The sequence below is a fragment of the Imperialibacter roseus genome (assembly GCF_032999765.1).
In the GTDB taxonomy this organism is placed as follows: domain Bacteria; phylum Bacteroidota; class Bacteroidia; order Cytophagales; family Cyclobacteriaceae; genus Imperialibacter; species Imperialibacter roseus.
Window position 1 is genome coordinate 1,995,467 of the sequence record NZ_CP136051.1, and the last position, 16,663, is coordinate 2,012,129.

At 45.8% G+C, this 16,663-nt stretch carries 13 protein-coding genes; 5 read left to right on the forward strand and 8 right to left on the reverse strand.

What is annotated here, in order from left to right; genetic code table 11:
- Positions 1–4 precede the first annotated feature (4 nt).
- Complete coding sequence (locus RT717_RS08565) at positions 5–1,114, reverse strand: Nif3-like dinuclear metal center hexameric protein (RefSeq protein ID WP_317491322.1); 1,110 nt, start codon at positions 1,112–1,114, stop codon at positions 5–7.
- Between the two features lie 54 nt (positions 1,115–1,168).
- Here RT717_RS08565 and lpxK point away from each other — a divergent pair, with 54 nt between their 5' ends.
- The 3 genes from lpxK to miaE are packed head-to-tail and all read left to right on the forward strand — an operon-like array spanning position 1,169 to position 4,695.
- Positions 1,169–2,230, forward strand: coding sequence for a tetraacyldisaccharide 4'-kinase (gene lpxK, locus RT717_RS08570; RefSeq protein WP_317491323.1), 1,062 nt, complete (start codon positions 1,169–1,171; stop codon positions 2,228–2,230).
- Positions 2,227–4,080 carry a putative porin gene (locus RT717_RS08575; RefSeq protein ID WP_317491324.1) on the forward strand — a complete coding sequence of 618 codons (1,854 nt, stop codon included), beginning with the start codon at positions 2,227–2,229 and terminating at the stop codon, positions 4,078–4,080. The genes lpxK and RT717_RS08575 overlap by 4 nt, the downstream gene beginning before the upstream one ends.
- A 12-nt stretch (positions 4,081–4,092) precedes the next feature.
- Entirely contained in the window at positions 4,093–4,695 is a 603-nt protein-coding gene (gene miaE / locus RT717_RS08580; protein WP_317491325.1) for a tRNA-(ms[2]io[6]A)-hydroxylase, read from the forward strand.
- 76 nt (positions 4,696–4,771) lie between these two features.
- On the opposite strand, the gene RT717_RS08585 is transcribed toward miaE, so the two are convergent.
- The 6 genes from RT717_RS08585 to RT717_RS08610 all read right to left on the reverse strand — a co-directional run bounded on the left by RT717_RS08585 (position 4,772) and on the right by RT717_RS08610 (position 12,177).
- Positions 4,772–6,913 (reverse strand): xanthine dehydrogenase family protein molybdopterin-binding subunit, encoded by a 2,142-nt coding sequence (locus tag RT717_RS08585; RefSeq protein WP_317491326.1) that lies wholly within the window; start codon positions 6,911–6,913, stop codon positions 4,772–4,774.
- Between the two features lie 23 nt (positions 6,914–6,936).
- The gene (locus tag RT717_RS08590) at positions 6,937–7,395 is read right to left on the reverse strand and encodes a (2Fe-2S)-binding protein (RefSeq protein ID WP_317491327.1); all 459 of its coding nucleotides are present in this window, start codon (positions 7,393–7,395) and stop codon (positions 6,937–6,939) included.
- Between the two features lie 164 nt (positions 7,396–7,559).
- Positions 7,560–8,885 carry an MFS transporter gene (locus tag RT717_RS08595; RefSeq protein WP_317491328.1) on the reverse strand — a complete coding sequence of 442 codons (1,326 nt, stop codon included), beginning with the start codon at positions 8,883–8,885 and terminating at the stop codon, positions 7,560–7,562.
- A 129-nt stretch (positions 8,886–9,014) separates the two neighbouring features.
- Positions 9,015–9,773, reverse strand: a complete 759-nt coding sequence (locus RT717_RS08600) for a sulfite exporter TauE/SafE family protein (protein ID WP_317491329.1) — start codon at positions 9,771–9,773, stop codon at positions 9,015–9,017.
- 108 nt (positions 9,774–9,881) lie between these two features.
- Positions 9,882–11,144, reverse strand: coding sequence for an asparagine synthetase B (locus RT717_RS08605; RefSeq protein ID WP_317491330.1), 1,263 nt, complete (start codon positions 11,142–11,144; stop codon positions 9,882–9,884).
- 208 nt (positions 11,145–11,352) lie between these two features.
- On the reverse strand, positions 11,353–12,177 hold the full coding sequence (locus RT717_RS08610; RefSeq protein WP_317491331.1) for a tetratricopeptide repeat protein: 825 nt from the start codon (positions 12,175–12,177) through the stop codon (positions 11,353–11,355).
- Positions 12,178–12,424: 247 nt separating this feature from the next.
- Here RT717_RS08610 and RT717_RS08615 point away from each other — a divergent pair, with 247 nt between their 5' ends.
- Together RT717_RS08615 and RT717_RS08620 are read left to right on the forward strand one after the other, a co-directional pair.
- The gene (locus tag RT717_RS08615; RefSeq protein ID WP_317491332.1) at positions 12,425–13,663 is read left to right on the forward strand and encodes an ABC transporter permease; all 1,239 of its coding nucleotides are present in this window, start codon (positions 12,425–12,427) and stop codon (positions 13,661–13,663) included.
- 78 nt (positions 13,664–13,741) lie between these two features.
- Positions 13,742–14,533, forward strand: a complete 792-nt coding sequence (locus RT717_RS08620; RefSeq protein ID WP_317491333.1) for a hypothetical protein — start codon at positions 13,742–13,744, stop codon at positions 14,531–14,533.
- 17 nt (positions 14,534–14,550) lie between these two features.
- On the opposite strand, the gene RT717_RS08625 is transcribed toward RT717_RS08620, so the two are convergent.
- A complete protein-coding gene (locus RT717_RS08625) occupies positions 14,551–15,942 on the reverse strand; it encodes a sodium-dependent transporter (protein ID WP_317491334.1) in 1,392 nt (463 codons plus the stop codon).
- Positions 15,943–16,663: the final 721 nt, after the last annotated feature.

Sequence of the window (16,663 nt, forward strand, 5' to 3'; positions counted from 1 at the left end):
AGTTCTATAAGTAATATCTGACGGGGTTTGTGTTTGCTTTAGACAAACGGAGTGCAATATTAGTGAATTTTTGTTTTAATTTCCTATGAAGCAGGTTTTTTGTAGAAACCTCGCTTTCATAGTGTCCAATATCTGCCACGAGTACTCTGCCCTCGGCGTCGAAATACTCATGATATTTGAAGTCGGACGTCACAAATGCGTCGGCCGATTGCTTTTTGGCGCTTTCCAGCAAGAAGCTTCCAGCCCCGCCGCAAACTGCTACAGTATGTATCTTCTTGTTAACCGGCGTGTATTTTATGACCTGGAGGTCGAAGACGTCCTTAAGATGAGCCAGAAATTTATCGGGTTGCATGGGTTCGGGCAGGGTGCCAATCATTCCCGATCCAACTTCCTGATATTGGTTTTGCAGCGAAGTCAGGTAATAGGCTACTTCTTCATATGGGTGCGCAGTTTGAAGTGTGTTTATGATCACTTGACTCAAATGCGATGGGAAAATTAATTCCAGACGATCTTCATGTACTTGCTCAAGCTGGTGAGCGGCACCTATGTGTGGAGTTGCCTTGTCGTTTGGTCGGAAGCTGCCTGTACCCGCCACTCGAAAACTACAGTGATCATAGTTGCCGATGTGTCCGGCGCCCACTTCATGCAATGCTGCCAGAACTGCCCCGGTATTGTCTTTTGGGCAAAACGCAACAATTTTGGAAAGGACGTTTGATTTAGGGGCCAGTATCCTGAGATGCTGTAGTCCTAAGATATGGGCGATTTCAGCGTTGACACCGTCAAGTACATTATCAAGATTTGTGTGGATGGCATAAATAGCGATGTCTTGTTGGATAGCTTTGATAACGGTGCGTTCTACGTAGTTGCTTCCTGTAAGTGTCTTAAGTCCCTTGAAGACAATGGGGTGATGGGCAACAATAAGATTACAGCCGGTGGCAATAGCTTCGTCAACAATTTCTTCTGTGGCATCAAGCGAAATGAGTACTCCCGAGACATGATTCGAAGAATTGCCTACTATCAAGCCAGCGTTGTCGTAGCTCTCCTGATACGCCCTTGGAGCCAGAGTCTCCAGGTACGAGATTATTTCTTTGATCCTTATTTCTTCCTTGCTCATTCGCTTCTCCTTATCGCAAGTATACTATCTTTAGGCCCACAATACAATTGACTAATGCAACTACTTAGGGTTCTTCTTGCGGCACCATTTTCCTTTGTCTGGTTATGCGTTACGAATATCAGAAATACTTTGTATGACCTGGGAATGTTAAAAAGCACTGGTTTTAGTATTCCGGTGATTTGCGTTGGCAACCTGGCAGTGGGGGGCACTGGTAAGACTCCAACTATCAATTATCTCATTGCTTACTTGCTGTCGATGGGTAAGAATGTAGCAGTGATCAGCCGGGGATATGGCCGAGTTACAAAAGGTTTTTTAGTTGTCGATGAGCTGTCTGGTGCTGCGTCAGTCGGTGATGAGCCACTTTTGTTTTTCAAAAGATGGTCTGGAAAAGTTGTTGTGGCAGTGGGTGAGAAAAGGGTACTGGCTATTAGAAATATTAGGGAGCGATACCCTAAACTGGATGTGATTCTGATGGACGATGGCTTTCAGCATCGGGCTGTGCAGCCATCTGCGTCAATAGTGCTCACTTCGTTCCAAAATCCTTTTTACCGTGATTTTATTATGCCCTCTGGGTCGTTGCGAGAGGGAAGAAGGTGGGCGAGAAGAGCCGATATCATTGTGGTGACAAAATCGCCTCAGATCATGCCTGAAGTGGAGAAGGGAAAAATGAGAGCAAAGATTCAAACCTACGCTCAGGCAGGCACTCCTGTCTTTTTTTGTTCTATACAATATGGACGCCCTGTGTCGTTTGGGAAAAAAGGTGAGTGGCATAAGAGAGTATTTTTGATCACAGGTATTGCCAACCCGGCGCCATTATTGGATTATTTGAAAATTGAGGGAATTGAGGTGGTAACGCATTGGGAAAGAGCTGATCACTTTGCCTACAATGATCAGGAAATGGAAAAGATTGTTGATGAATATCAAAACAGCGGCAATTGCGTTATTCTTACCACAGAAAAGGATTATGTGAAAATGAGCAATCCGAAGTTTCAGCGGTATTTGGACAGTGCACCTTTTTTTTATATCCCGATAGAGTTTTCCTTTTCAAAAGAAAAAGAAAACTTTGAGGCGGTAATAGCAGAGAAGGTAACTAAAAACCTGGGCAAGTCAGTTTGAAGATCATACTAAAAATTGCAGCAATTGGATGTTTCGCCACAGGGCTTGCTCTGAGTGTTTCGCATGCACAGGTGCTGGACGATTCAACAAAAAATGTTTATTCCTCCAGAACAACGTTTTGGTTTTCAGAAGCTGACATTAAAGCATTGTCAGATTCTCTGCATGTGCTTGACACCCTGCTTTACGGGCTAGAGAATTTTGATGCGGTTGATGTTTCAAACCATACCCTGGTTGACCTGGGCAACAACGGAACGGCGACCAGGTCTTTGTACTATCTGTTCCCGTCCACAATAGGAGCCACGTTGGGTATCAATGCTTACGATCCCTACTTTATTCCCTCTTCTGAGATAAAATACTTTGATACAAAATCGCCCTGGATCAAAATAAAAACTGTCGTGGGCGGCTCAGGAAGAAGCGTGGTGGACGTTGGTTACTCAAGAAACATCAATCCACGGTGGAATTTGGGGGTAGATTTTAAGTTGCTTACATCGGATAAGCAGATTGGTTCTTCTTCCAGTCGAGGTGACCGAAATGTGAACAGCACCACCTGGGATTTGTACACCAGCTATAAGTCAAAGAACGAGAAGTATCAACTGCTTTTTAATGTTGACAGGATCAAACACCAGGTGCTTGAAACTGGGGGTATTGATGTGAGTGAAGATGCTTCCACTGCTGAGCTTTTTCAATACCTTGATTCTCCCATCAAACTGACAGGGGTGAAAGCTTATGACTATAAGATCAACTTCCACCTTTTTCAGAAGTACAAAATCACTGATGAGCTTCAGGTTTACTATTTGCTCGACAAAGGAAGGCACGACAATAGTTTTGAAGACCCTACGCCAACCAACAACGCCTCGGCTTATCCAAATATCTTAATCACCAGCGACAGCACGGCAGATCTGATTCAGATGAGAGCACTGCTTAATGAAGCCGGGGTGCTGGGAAAAATAGGCGGATTGAGTTATAATTTTTATCTGAAGCAGCGGTATGTGACTTACAATGACCGCTTCTCGTCTCCTTTTGGCCGCCAGTCGGAGAGCTATGGAGGGGCAAAAATCAATGTAAGGTTGTTTGACATATGGGACACCGACGCCAAAGTTGAATATCTGCAGGGAGGTCTTTTTGATATTGAGGGGAGAACCACTTTGCCATTTCTCAATTTGTGGTTGCGAAGCATGAGGTACAAGCCAGGCTACCAGCAACTCTATTATTTTGGAAACCACTACAGCTGGGTCAATGACTTCGAGCCACAAAGAGCTGATAGATTGGGGGGTGAGTTGAATGTTAAGCTTGGCCCCGTCACACTCAAGCCTGGGCTTAATCTGACCAGGGTGGCCAACTATGTTTACTTTGGTGCAGACTCTCTTCCGCACCAATCGCAATCAGCTGCCGGACAGTTGCTGGTTAATCCCAGCGCTGCGGCGGAGCTTACCATTGGCAAAAGTTTTCACCTGAACCCTCAAGTGATTTACACTGCTGTTACTGGTACTGACTCGGAGATTTGGAGGATGCCTGAATGGCTGATCAATACCAGGTTCTACTATGAAGGGGTATGGTTCAACGACTACCTGCCTGTTCAACTTGGCGTTGACCTGAACTGGAAATCGACTTACTATGGCCACGCTTACAACCCGGTTATTCAGCAGTTTTACATCCAGAATAGCTTTGCCATCGACTCGTATTTGACAGCAGATGTATTCCTGAACTTCAAAGTCGGCAATGCACGATACTTTGCCAAGATGACGCACGCAAACCAACCCGGCACCGCCGATGGCTATTTCATTTCGCCCTATTACCCCGGGCAGCGCCGGGTGTTTGACCTCGGTGTTACCTGGTATTTCTTTGATTGAACCAAAGGTCTAATGGAAGCAAAGAGTAAAACCACCCTTGGCCTGGAGCTACCCACCGATCCCCGCTGGACGGACATTGCCAATATGCAGATTGAGGACATTCTCGTTGACCACGCTTATTGCGAGCAGAAGGCCGCTTCTTCGTGCATTTCGCTCATTATGCTCTACCCGGAAAGAGAAAAGCTGTTGGAAATGTTGGTGCCAGTAGTAGCGGAGGAATGGAGCCACTTTGAAAGAGTTGTGGAGCAACTCAAGAAGAGAGGTTTTGGGTTAGGGAGGCAACGGAAGGACGAGTATGTGGCCAGACTTAATGAGGTAGTGAGAAAGGGTGGCTCCCGCAACCAGCAGCTGGTGGAGAAGTTGCTGCTGAATGCGTTAATAGAAGCCAGAAGCTGCGAGAGGTTCAAACTGCTGCACAAGCATATTGCGGATGAAGAGTTGAAAAAGTTCTATTATGAATTGATGGTTTCAGAAGCTGGCCACTATCATAATTTCATTGAACTGGCCGAAGAATACATGCCAAAGGATTATGTGAAAGTTAGATGGAACGAGTTCTTAGAAGCTGAGGCCGCAATAATGAAATCGCTTACTGTAAGAGGAGATAGGATGCATTGACGGTCAAAGGGTATAAAACAAAAAAAAGGTTTAGGAGTCTCCCCCTAAACCTTTTTTGTTTTACGCTGAACAAAAGCTAGCCAAGTTTTATCTGTTGTTGCATAAATGGCTGCTTATAGAAACGCTGTCCGGTAGCTTTGTACATAGCATTGGCCAGCGCACCACCTGCCGGTGGCAACGATGGTTCGCCGAGACCTGTAGGGTCATTCGTGTTTTTCACAAAGTGACATTCAATAACCGGAGGTGCTTCTCCCATTCTGATCAGTCTGTAGTTGTTGAAGTTGCTTGCCTGTGGCGCACCATTCACAAACGTCATGTCGCCATACATAGCGTGCCCGATGCCGTCGATAATGCCACCTTCAATCTGATTTTTGGCAGCTATTGGGTTGATCACTATCCCGCAGTCAACAGCGCAGGTTACTTTTCTGGTACTAGGCTGGCCTTTTTTGTTGACAACCTCCGCCACCATCGCCACATAGGAGTTGTGCGAGTAGTAGGCACTAAAGCCCTTGCTCACTCCATCTTCAGTAGCCGACCAGTTGGCCTTTTCGGCAGCAAGTTTTATGGCGCCAATCATTTTCTCTGGCTCATAGTCTACCGTACCCACAGGGTCACTCTTAGCTTTTTCGAGCAAATCAAGCCTCAACTGCACGGCATCAACTCCCATTTCCTCGGCCACCTCATCAATAAAGCTTTGCTCAGCATAAGCCAGGAAGTTGGTGATGGGTGCACGCCAGGCACCAGTGGTAATGTTGCTGTCCAGCCCGTACGACTCCACCCTGTAGTTGGGAATGGATCCTGCGGGAAACCAGTTTTCACGAGTCCAGCCGTTGCCGTTGATGCCGGTACCAACCAAATGGTAGGCCACCAGCTTGCCGTCTTTTACACCGGCTTTGAATTTGTATTTCGATGCAGGGCGGTAAATACCAGCCGTCATGTCATCCTCTCTGGTGTACACCAGCTTGATGGGCGTGTTGGAAAGTTTTGAGATTTCGGCTACCTCCAGCACAAAGTCACCGTAAAGCCTGCGACCGAAACCACCTCCCATACGGGTCATGTCAATGAAAATTTCTGTTTCGGGCCTTCCCAGTAGCTCAGCAACCTGGCGTCTTGTTCTCTCGGGTGTCTGAATAGGTCCGATAAGATCAACCTTGGCCGCCGTCACATGTCCATAGAAATTCATTGGTTCCATGGGATTGTGCGGTAGAAACGGGCCCTCGAAGGTTTTCTCAATTACATTGTCGGCGGTTTTGAAGGCGGCGTCCACATCGCCGTCGTTTCTTCTGGGCTCACCATTTTTTGTATTAAGCAAGGCCATCATTTGCTTGTCGTGGTACTCTGTGCTCTCGGCAGGTGTATCCTCTTCCCATTCAGCTTTAAGTGCTTTTTTGCCTTTCATAGCAGCCCAGGTTGTGTTGCCAAGTACTGCTACCTTGTTGCCAAACTGGATAACATCAGAAACACCGGTTACCTTTCTGGTTTCGCTGTCGTCAAACGACTTTAGTTTGGCACCAAAAGAAGGGGGGCGCAGCACGACCGCTACTTTCATTCCTTCTTTTTTCAAATCCATGCCATACTGTGGCTTGCCGGTAATGATTTTTTCTATGTCAACGTTTTTGGTGTCGGTACCAATGATTTTGAAGGCAGATGGGTCTTTCAACTCTACCTCTTCAGGCACGGTTACGGATGCAGCAGCGGAGGCTATTTGTCCATAGGTGAGTGTTTCACCTTTTGCGTTTTTGATCACTCCCTCAGAAGTAGTTAGGGTTGAGGCATCTACCTGCCACTGCTTGGCAGCTGCTTCCATCAGCATCTTTCTTGCGGTAGCACCTGCCATTCTCAGGCCTTTCCATGAACTTCTCAACGACTGACTGCCGCCGGCCACCTGCCTCACAAATTTCTCCGTATCAAGAGGCGCTTGTTCAACCACGACATCTTTCCAGGCCACGTCCAATTCTTCAGCCACTATCATCGGCATTGACGTCTTGATGTTTTGGCCTACCTCAGGGTTTGGCGACATGATCGTAACGAGGCCGTTCTCACCTATTTTGAGGTAAGCATTTACATTGAACCACTCTTTAGGTGCTCCTTTAATAGCGGTTTCAGCACTGGGACTGCACGATACCAGCCAGTTGAAGCCGATAACAAGTCCGCCACTACCGGCTGCTGATACTTTCAGAAAGGATCTTCTGTTGTATGATGTTTTTATTAAAGTCATGATTTCGAATTTTTGGAATAGACTTAAACGCTTGCGGAAGCCGTCTTGATGGCTGCCTTGATACGGTTGTAAGTGGCACAACGGCAAATATTGCCATTCATGGCGCTTTCTATTTCCTCGTCGGTTGGAGAGGCATTTTTCGCCAGCAGGGCTGCGGCATTCATGATCTGACCTGCCTGACAATAGCCGCACTGGGGTACGTCGTGCTCTCTCCAGGCGTTCTGAAGCGGGTGAGAGGCATCGGCAGATAAGCCTTCGATGGTCACCACAGACTTGTCTCCCAGCGTTGAAATAGGCATCGAGCAAGACCTGACGGCATTTCCATCAACGTGAACCGTACAGGCGCCACACATGGCTATTCCACAGCCAAATTTGGTACCTACCAAATCGAGGTTGTCACGAAGCACCCAAAGAAGTGGAGTGTCCGCATCTACATCAACCTGATGTTCTTTTCCATTAACTTTTAGATTAAACTGGGCCATAATGTAAGAGTTGATTTACTGAATACTTTCAAAGTACCAATAATTGGTCATATTTCATAGACGTCTGGGATGGCTGGAAAAATGCAGTTGTAAAGTGTTTCGAATACCATGCTTTCCAGTTACTTACGAAATCAGGAAGCCGTGCAGAAAGCCATGAGAGTTCTTCACTTTTCTGTGTGTAAATCGCTTTGGTCTGGTCTTTTTAGTTTGATAAAAGCAACTGAAATAGCTGCAAGTATCAATAGCGTGCCAGCCAGCCTGATAGCATTCACCGGACTGTTGCCAAGCCATGACGAGTAGTACATAGGAATGGTGAAGGTTTCGAGCAACATGGGAATGACGATAAACATGTTGAATATGCCCATGTATACCCCCGTCCTTTCGGGAGGGATACTGCCTGCAAGCATCACATAGGGATTTCCCATCATACTTGCCCAGGATAGCCCCATGCCAATGATAGGAATAAAGACCATGCCAGGACTGTTTAGCTCCGGAATCACGAGCAAGCCAGCACCAGCCAGGAACATGCATGCTCCGTGAATCCACTTTGGGCCGTATTTTTGAGCCAGCATCGCTAGCCCGAAAGCGGCAAAAAAGGCAATGAAATTGTAAAACGCCCCAATTTGCCCCACCAGCAGGTCAGCTTTTCTGAAGCCGGGGTCAAACACGTCGGTAGTGCCAAAGAGAGATTTTGATAGCGACTTGGCGATGTACTGCCAGTAAATGAACATAGCATACCAGCTAAACAGCATCATGGGTAGCATCTGCTTCATCGTGAGAGGCATTTCTTTGAAGGCCTTGGCAATTTCAGCAATGGTCGAACCTATGCCCTTGGGTTGGCTTCTGATGTGGGCCTTTTCTTCCTCCGAAATAGGAATTTCCTTCGTGGTTTTTAACGTCCACAGGATAGAGCCTATGGACACCACAGCGCCAATCATGAAAGCGATGATTGTTGTGACAGGGATACCACTTTCATTTTTTGCAAGTTCGCTGACACCGAAAAAAATGAGAAGAGTGGGGGTGAGGTATGAGAGGGTTTGTCCAAGGCCGGTGAACGCACTTTGAGTTAAAAAGCCAAGCGAATGTTGCTCCTTCGGCAGTTTGTCACTAACAAACGCCCGGTAGGGCTCCTGCGTGATGTTGTTAGCCGCATCGAGGATCCAAAGCACGCTTGCTGCCATCCACACGGTGCTGCTGTACGGCATCACGAGCAGACTAAGGCTACAGAATATAGCGCCTATGAGAAAATACGGAGTCCGGCGGCCCCATTTGGTGATGGTTTTGTCGCTTATGGCACCGATGATGGGTTGAACGATAAGTCCGGTCATGGGGCCTGCGAGCCACAGGAGGGGGAGTTCACTTTCTTCAGCGCCTAAATATGAATAAATAGGACTCATGTTGGCTTGCTGCAGGCCGAAGCTGTACTGGAGCCCGAAAAAGCCAAAATTCATGTTGATGATCTGCCAGAATTTGAGTGTAGGCTTGCCCATAAAAAAGTCTAATTTCTAACCTCCTTGTTGCCAGGAAGGTAATAACGTGCAGAAAATTGTTTTTGCAATGGAATTCTCAACTTTTAACCGCCACTGCTAAAAATTGTTTACGTTCACTGCAAGCCATTTCTATAGTAGCATTCCAAAAGCTGCTACTACTGTCATGGCTATTATAAACCACCGATACTGCTTCTCAGGAATTTTCTTAATGATGGCCACTCCGATAAGAGCGCCGAGGCCAATAGCCGGTAAAGTTACAAGGTCAAAAAGGAAGGAGTCTACAGTGATGGTGTGCCAGCTGAAGATGTGAAAAGGCAGCTTGAACCAATTGAGAACCATAAAGAACCAGGCTGCCGTACCGATGAATGAATTTTTCGGTAAGTGTACGGAGAGCAGGTAAAGGGCCATAACAGACCCTGCGAGGTTACCAACCATAGAGGTAAACCCGCCTGCAACGCCCATGAGTGCTGCAAGCCAAAAGTAAGCCGGCACCTTTTCTTCATTTTTTTTCCTCTTCTCCAGCCAAATCATTAGGCCGACCGAAGCAAAAATGATGATGGCCATGATGAGCTTAAAGGCCTCGTCGTCAATGTAGTTGCCCACCCAGGTGCCGAGTAAGGTTCCTGCTGCTGCCCATGGAAACAGCTTCCACAGGTGATCCCACGCCGCATGCCGGTGGTAGTACACCACTCCAAAAATATCGGCAAGGCACAAAATAGGAAGGAGGAAGCCGCTCGACTGCTTGCCACCAAACACAGCAGCCAGCAGCGGCACCGCTATCATTCCTGCCCCATGAACGCCTGTTTTGGACATGCCGATGAGCACTGACACCGAAAGTATCATCCACAAATCAGAGTGGGAAAGCTCATAGGAGAAAAGTTCTATCAACTAAGAATGAGATTTGGCGGTGGTCAGTTTCTGTCATTAAAAATGTAGGTGAAACTAGTCAAGGCCAAATTAATAACCGAAATTTTTTAAACCGGACAGTTTAAAAGATCAGGTTTTCTGCTTTTTCTTTTTTGCAGCCGGAAAAAGTATGTTGTTGAGAATCAGTCGGTAGCCAGGGGAATTTGGATGCAGATTGAGGTCAGTTGGGGGGTCGCCCACAAGGTGTTGATAGTCTTCCGGGTCGTGACCGCCATAGAAAGTATAAAAGCCCTTGCCAAATATGCCATGAAGATACCGCACTTCGCCAATGCTCTTATTTTCGCCCATTACCACCACATCGGGCTTAACGGTTGCATTTCTAAATGCAGTTGTTTGTCCCATAAAACCTTTAATGATCCGTTCATGGTTCTGGGTGAGCATGGTGGGAATGGGATCCCACTTGGCGCTGAACTCAAACAAATTGAAGTAATCGTTCCTCTCAATTACTCCCCGCTCGTTGGGCTGCATGTCGATGTTTGAGTATTCGTATTCAAGTGGCCGGCGTTCCAGCAGGAAGTCACCGAAAGCAAATGTTTTACTAAAGTCCAGCTTTTGCTGAGCCCGTGGGTCTGCCGGGTCGCCATCGTACATGCTTTCGCAAATGTCGATACCTTCGGCGGCCAGGGCAATATCGTAGGAGTCGGTAGCGGAGCACATGGCAAAGAGGAAGCCGCCGCTGCCCACAAAGTCTCTGATTTTTTTCGCCACGCCCAGCTTCATTTGTGACACCTTCATAAAGCCGTGTTTTCTGGCCATTTCTTCATAGTCTCTTTGCTGCTCTATGTACCAGGGGTAGTTACCATAGGCCCGGTAAAACTTCCCATACTGGCCGGTAAAATCTTCGTGGTGCAAATGCAGCCAGTCGTATTTGGGTAGCTCGTTGTACAGGATTTCCTCATCAAAAATGACATCGTAGGGAATCTCAGCGTAGGAGAGTACCATGGTCACGGCATCGTCCCAGGGTAGCTTACTTTTTGGTGAGTAAACGGCAATTTTTGGGTACTTTTCCAGCCTCATGGCGTCCATATTGGATGATGGACTCGCAATGACCTCAAGTATCTGCCCGGCTTCGGCATCGGAAATCACCTCATAGCTTACTCCCCGGATAATCAGCTCATTTTCAAAAGCCTGGTAATACTTAAACATAAAGCTGCCGCCCCTGTAGTTGAGCAGCCAGTCAATCTCAATATCTTTGGAAAGTACCCAATAGGCCACGCCATACGATTTCAAGTGGTTCGTTTGGCTGTTGTCCATCGGTATCAGGATTGAAGACGAGAATGCCTTGCTACCAATAAACAAAAAGATACAAAGGAGAAATATAATACGCTTCATGTGCTCAAATTTTTTCTATTGAACCTGCCTGAAGGGAGCACTTTTTCTTGCTCCGAAGGCTTAACTTCGCCAACTAAATCTAACAGAACAAGTCGTAAATTCCATGAGTCACCTTGTCTTAACGTACAATTGTGTGATTTAGTCACCTTTACAGTAACGTAAGAAACATTTTTTAGGTGAAATCAATTCTCTTTTCTGGAGTCCGATGTCAGAAATTGCTTTTTTGTACCACTTCGGCTCTCTTTTTCAGCCTCTGCACAGCCCTGTTGGCCGGGTCGAGTTCCAGTGCCTTATTAATGTATTTGTATGCACTCTCTAAATCACCTTTTTGTAGGTAAATCTCACCAAGGACAACATAGGGTTTGGGTACTTTTTTGTCTTTGAAACACTTCTTTAGCTTGTAGGCGAGCTCAAGTGCATTGTCATAGTTGCCGAGTGCAGCCTCCAGCGTCGATTCGTAGCCGATGAGGAAAGGGGCTGGCTTTTTAAGCGAGAGGTTATAGCTTTTTAGGGTGTCGAGTGCTTTTTGAGGCCCGTAAAGATAGTTTACGATCTCAAAGTACTCTGAGATAAAGTATACCTCATCCGGGTACTTCTTTCCAATCAAGCCGAAGTTTTGCAGGCCGGTTTGCAAGGCGATGCCAATCTTTTCCGCCGTTTTCACACTATCCATTTCCTCTCTGGCATTCAGAAATTCTATCAGCATCACCGACACATCGGCCACGAGTTGTTCGTCTTCCGTTGCCAGGTGCTTTTTGCTGTTGATCTTTTCAAGTATTTCGTAGCGTTCTTTAATGTCGGGTGAAATTCTACCCACAAGGCTTTGTCCTAAAATAAACTCAGGATCAAATGCTATGGCTTTTCGGTACGACTGCTCCGCCCGTGTATAGTCTGCATAGTCCATGATCTGCTTCCATCCAAGGTAGTAATAGTGTTTGGCGGAGTCAGATGGTGTGCTGAGAGGCAACAACTGCGCTTTGGCTTGAATTAAAAATGTGAAGAGTGTAATAAAAAGCAATAAAACCTTACTCATTAACTGTGTGTTGATAGCTTCTCAAAATGTAAAGCTATGAAAGTGAAGAAGATCGTACAACACGGCCTGGTATGAATGGCAAATGTAATTGCTTATTGGGGCAGGGATTCCTCGTAGTGGAATTTTGGAGATAGTTGTTGGTCGGCTGAGGCAGGCCTTTTGCAAAAAGGGCTGAATGGTTAAAAGCGGCGCCGAGAAATTGTTTTGAATACACATTTATTAGATTTACAAAGAATTTGAATTCCACATGATCATCTTAGAAAACATCCGGGAAGGTATCAAGGCTGTGCAAACGAACACACTAAGGTCAGTTCTTACTGCGATGATCATTGCGATAGGAATTACATCTTTGGTGGGAATTCTAACGGCCATAGAAGGGATACAGGCGTCTATCAATAACAGCTTGTCAGATTTGGGAGCTAACACCTTTGACGTCAGAACCAAACGTTACGATAACCGCAGGTCCAGCGGAGTAGAAGAAAAACGGTATCCGGCCATCAACTACCGTGAGGCCCGAAGATTCCTCGATCTTTACAACTCCTATGGCACTCCCTCTCTCACCACCTGGGTAACCGGAGTAGCCGAACTGAGCAGAGGGTCGAAGGTAACCAACCCAAACATGCGAATTGTGGGAGGGGACGCCAATATTCTCGTCGTTGAAGGCGGTGAGTTGTCGCAGGGGCGTAATTTTTCTCAGATTGAGGCACAGAATGGAGCTAACGTAGTCATTATTGGCGACGAGGTGTATAGTAATTTGTTTGAAAAGAACGAAAATCCTGTTAATCAATTCATTACGGCCTATGGGATCAGGTTCAGGGTGATTGGGGTTCTGGAAAAACAAGGAAATATTGGCGGAGACAGTGGGCTTGATAGGTACTTTTTGGTACCCCTGGAAACTGCGAGGAGGGTAGATCCACGACGGAACCTTCAATATACCATAACGGTAGCCATCAACGACCCTACGCAAATGGAGTATGCGATGGGCCAGGCCACAGGTCTCATGCGATCTATCCGAAAAGACCCCTTGGGCGAGCCGGATTCATTTGATGTAGCCAGAAACCAGTCGTTGGCCGAGAGCCTGGAAGAGATCACAGGCTACCTTCGAATGGGTGGATTTGGAATAGGGTTCATCACACTTTTGGGTGCTTCCATCGGGCTTATGAACATCATGCTGGTTTCAGTTACGGAGCGCACCAGGGAGATAGGCGTTCGCAAAGCGCTTGGTGCTTCACCTACTAAAATCAGACAGCAGTTCCTCATAGAAGCCATAGTTATCACGCAAATGGGTGGTATTGGAGGGATTATTTTGGGTATTCTGGTGGGCAATCTCATTGCTAAGTTGCTCGATGCAGATGGTTTTGTCATTCCATGGTTTTGGATGATGGTCGGCTTGCTTATTGGTATGTTTGTGGGGATACTCAGCGGTTATTTGCCGGCCTACAAAGCTTCGAAGCTTGACCCTATCGAATCTCTCCGATTCGAATAATTGCCATGTAGTGGTAACAATTTCGTAAATTGTGCTTTCTTGCTTTTAAAGAATTTCGTTGCCGTGCAAGTACAATTTATGTTATCGACTACCTGGAAGTGCTTGTGGATATTTTTTGGGCTATTCTTCCTTTCCTTTTTTGTAAAGGGGCAGGAGATCGCCATTACCGGAGTTTATCAGGGCAAATCTCTATTTATTCAAAACCCATTATCTGAGGGCGTTGAGAAGTTTTGTGTTAGAGAAGTATTGCTTAACGGGCGGGCGCTCAACCTTAATTTGAAGCTGTCGGCCCTGGAGATTGACTTCAAAGGGCTCGACTTATACACGCCTGTTTCGATAAGAGTGCTTCACGATACCATTTGTTCACCCAAGATTGTGAACCCGCAGGCCATTTTCTGGCATAGCTCTTTTCGCTTTAATAGCATTGTTTTCATTGAAGAGGAAATCAAGTGGAACACGAGAGGAGAGAGGGAAAAAGCATCCTATATCATTGAAAGGCTGGGGGGAGAAGATTGGATAGAAATAGATGAAATACCTTCACAGGGGCAATTTGCGTCTAGTGATTATTCCTACTTTCCTGAGCTGACTGAAGGCTCGAATAAATTCAGAGTAAAATATAGAGCAAGCGCTAACAACTATCTGTACTCTGATGAGGTTGAGTTTGTTTACTACAAGGTGCCCATTACCTTCACTCCAAAGGTGGTGTCCGACAAAATGACACTATCGAGGGCTACTGCTTTCGAAATCTTAAATGAAAAGGAAGAGGTGATTTTGACCGGAAATGCCAAAGAAATCCCTCTTCGTCTTCTGAAGCCTGGCAACTATTACATCATTCTCGACGGCTTTAAGGAGTCGTTTGTTAAGAAGTGAGGAGTTGACGCTGCTTGTTAAACCAGCGCTATTCCAAAGAACCTATCCAAAACAGTCAGGATGAAGATAATACCCAGTACGATCGGGCAGAAGTAACTCACCATCAGGTTGATAAATTTCTCCACAAAAGAGCCATGATAGTTAGGGTAACCCTGGGCAATTTCTTCATTGAGGTTGTGCTTTTTCCACACATAGGCGCCAAAGAACGAAATCAGGCAGCCGCCTAATGGTAGCAGGCTGTCATTAGCAATGTCCGACACCAGCGTCATGAAATCGGTCGGGTTGTCGTTACCCATATAGGTGATAAAAGAAGAGAAGAAGGGAGAATAGCCATTGGCCATCAGCGACGGGATGCCAACTATAAATATGATTATTGCTATCAGCCAAACAGCCTTTTTTCTGTCTATTTTGAGTTCATCCACAGCATAAGCAACAGGTACTTCTAAAAGCGATACCGTGCTGGTGAGAGCTGCAAAAGAAAGCAAAAGGAAGAAGGAAGCGCCCACTATTATCCCGAGAATTGGCCCAAATGACTCAAAAACGCCAGGAAGTGTGGCAAAAATAAGGCCCGGACCACCGGTGACCTCGTGCAAGTTTCCCTCACTCATGTAGGCAACGAATGGAAACATCATCAAACCTGCCAAAAATGCTACCGAAATGTCGGTGAGGGTGATCAGGGCAGCAGAAGAGATAATGTTCTCGTCTTTGGATACGTAGCTGCCGTAGGTAATGAGGGCTCCCATACCTAAAGAGAGAGAAAAGAATGCCTGACCAAGTGCACTGTATACTACTTCAAAATTGATTTCCGAAAAGTCGGGTACGAGGTAAAACTTAACCCCCTCCATGGCGTGAGGCAATGTCATGGCGTAGGCCACCAGCGAAATAATAAGAATGAGGAGGGTAGGCATCAGAATTTTGGAAGCTTTTTCGATGCCGCCGGACACGCCCTTTGAAACGATAAAAGCTGTAGAGAACATGAACACGGCACCATAGGCTCCAATTTTGACCACATCCTTGATGTAATCTCCAAACTGCCCTCCAATGGCAAAGTTGCCCATTAGCATTTCGAGAAAGTAGCCAAAGGCCCAACCTGCCACCACATTATAGAAAGAAAGGATAAGCACGCCGGCTAGCACCCCCATTTTCCCAAGAAACTTCCATTTCGGAAATCCGAGAGCACCAAATGCTCCAACTGGGTCTTTTTGGGTTTTTCGGCCGATGGCAATCTCAGTCACCATTACCGGAAAGCAGAGAATGAAGCAAAAGCCGAGGTACATCAACACAAAGGCTGCGCCGCCACCATCAGCCACCTCAAATGGGAATTTCCAAATGTTGCCCAAACCAACAGCTGAACCAGCTGCGGCCGCAATGAAACCGATCTTACTATTGAAATTCCCTCTAGAAGCCATTTGGTAGTTAGGTTAAGTTTGTTTCCAACATGCAATCTATCAAATGCGACGAAAAATCTTTATTGCGTAGCGTCATAATTATTTCTGCGGTTAATTGTGCACTTTATAAGCTTGACCTGAAGAGTCAGCCCGTATTTTGGATCTAATTCTCGAATTCGTCTGCATAATTCCTCTCCGGGGGTCTCGCTTCTGTTACGTTACATTCCATGTAAGATTAACATCTGAACGTCATTTACCTGGGATGTAATCTCATCAAACCCATAGAACTCCAGTTTACTTCATTTTATCAATGAAGGGATATTGTGGCCTTAGAGATATCAATAAAAGCAAATTAATTATACTTCAAATTAGTATAATTCAATTATATTGACGTTGGGGTGCTTCTTATTGAAATGACAAGGCGGGCTGGTTGTAGTCAACCCTTACACATGTAGTAATTCGGAAGAGATTGACAAACAGGCTACTTGGACGATTTTTATATTTGAAAATGCCGGAGTTGCATTTCGTACGAACTCGAAATGACTTGACTACTTATAAATAAGTATTTATTATCAGCCAAATTAAATTGATATGAATATTATTGGTATTAATTATATAATTCCTATGTTTATGCCTCAATTGTATTTTTACAGGTTGTTGCACCGCTACTGAGAGATTTTATAGGTTAAGTTGTATGAATAATTTGATGTTTACCAATCCCGCAAAAACTACAAAATAGAAT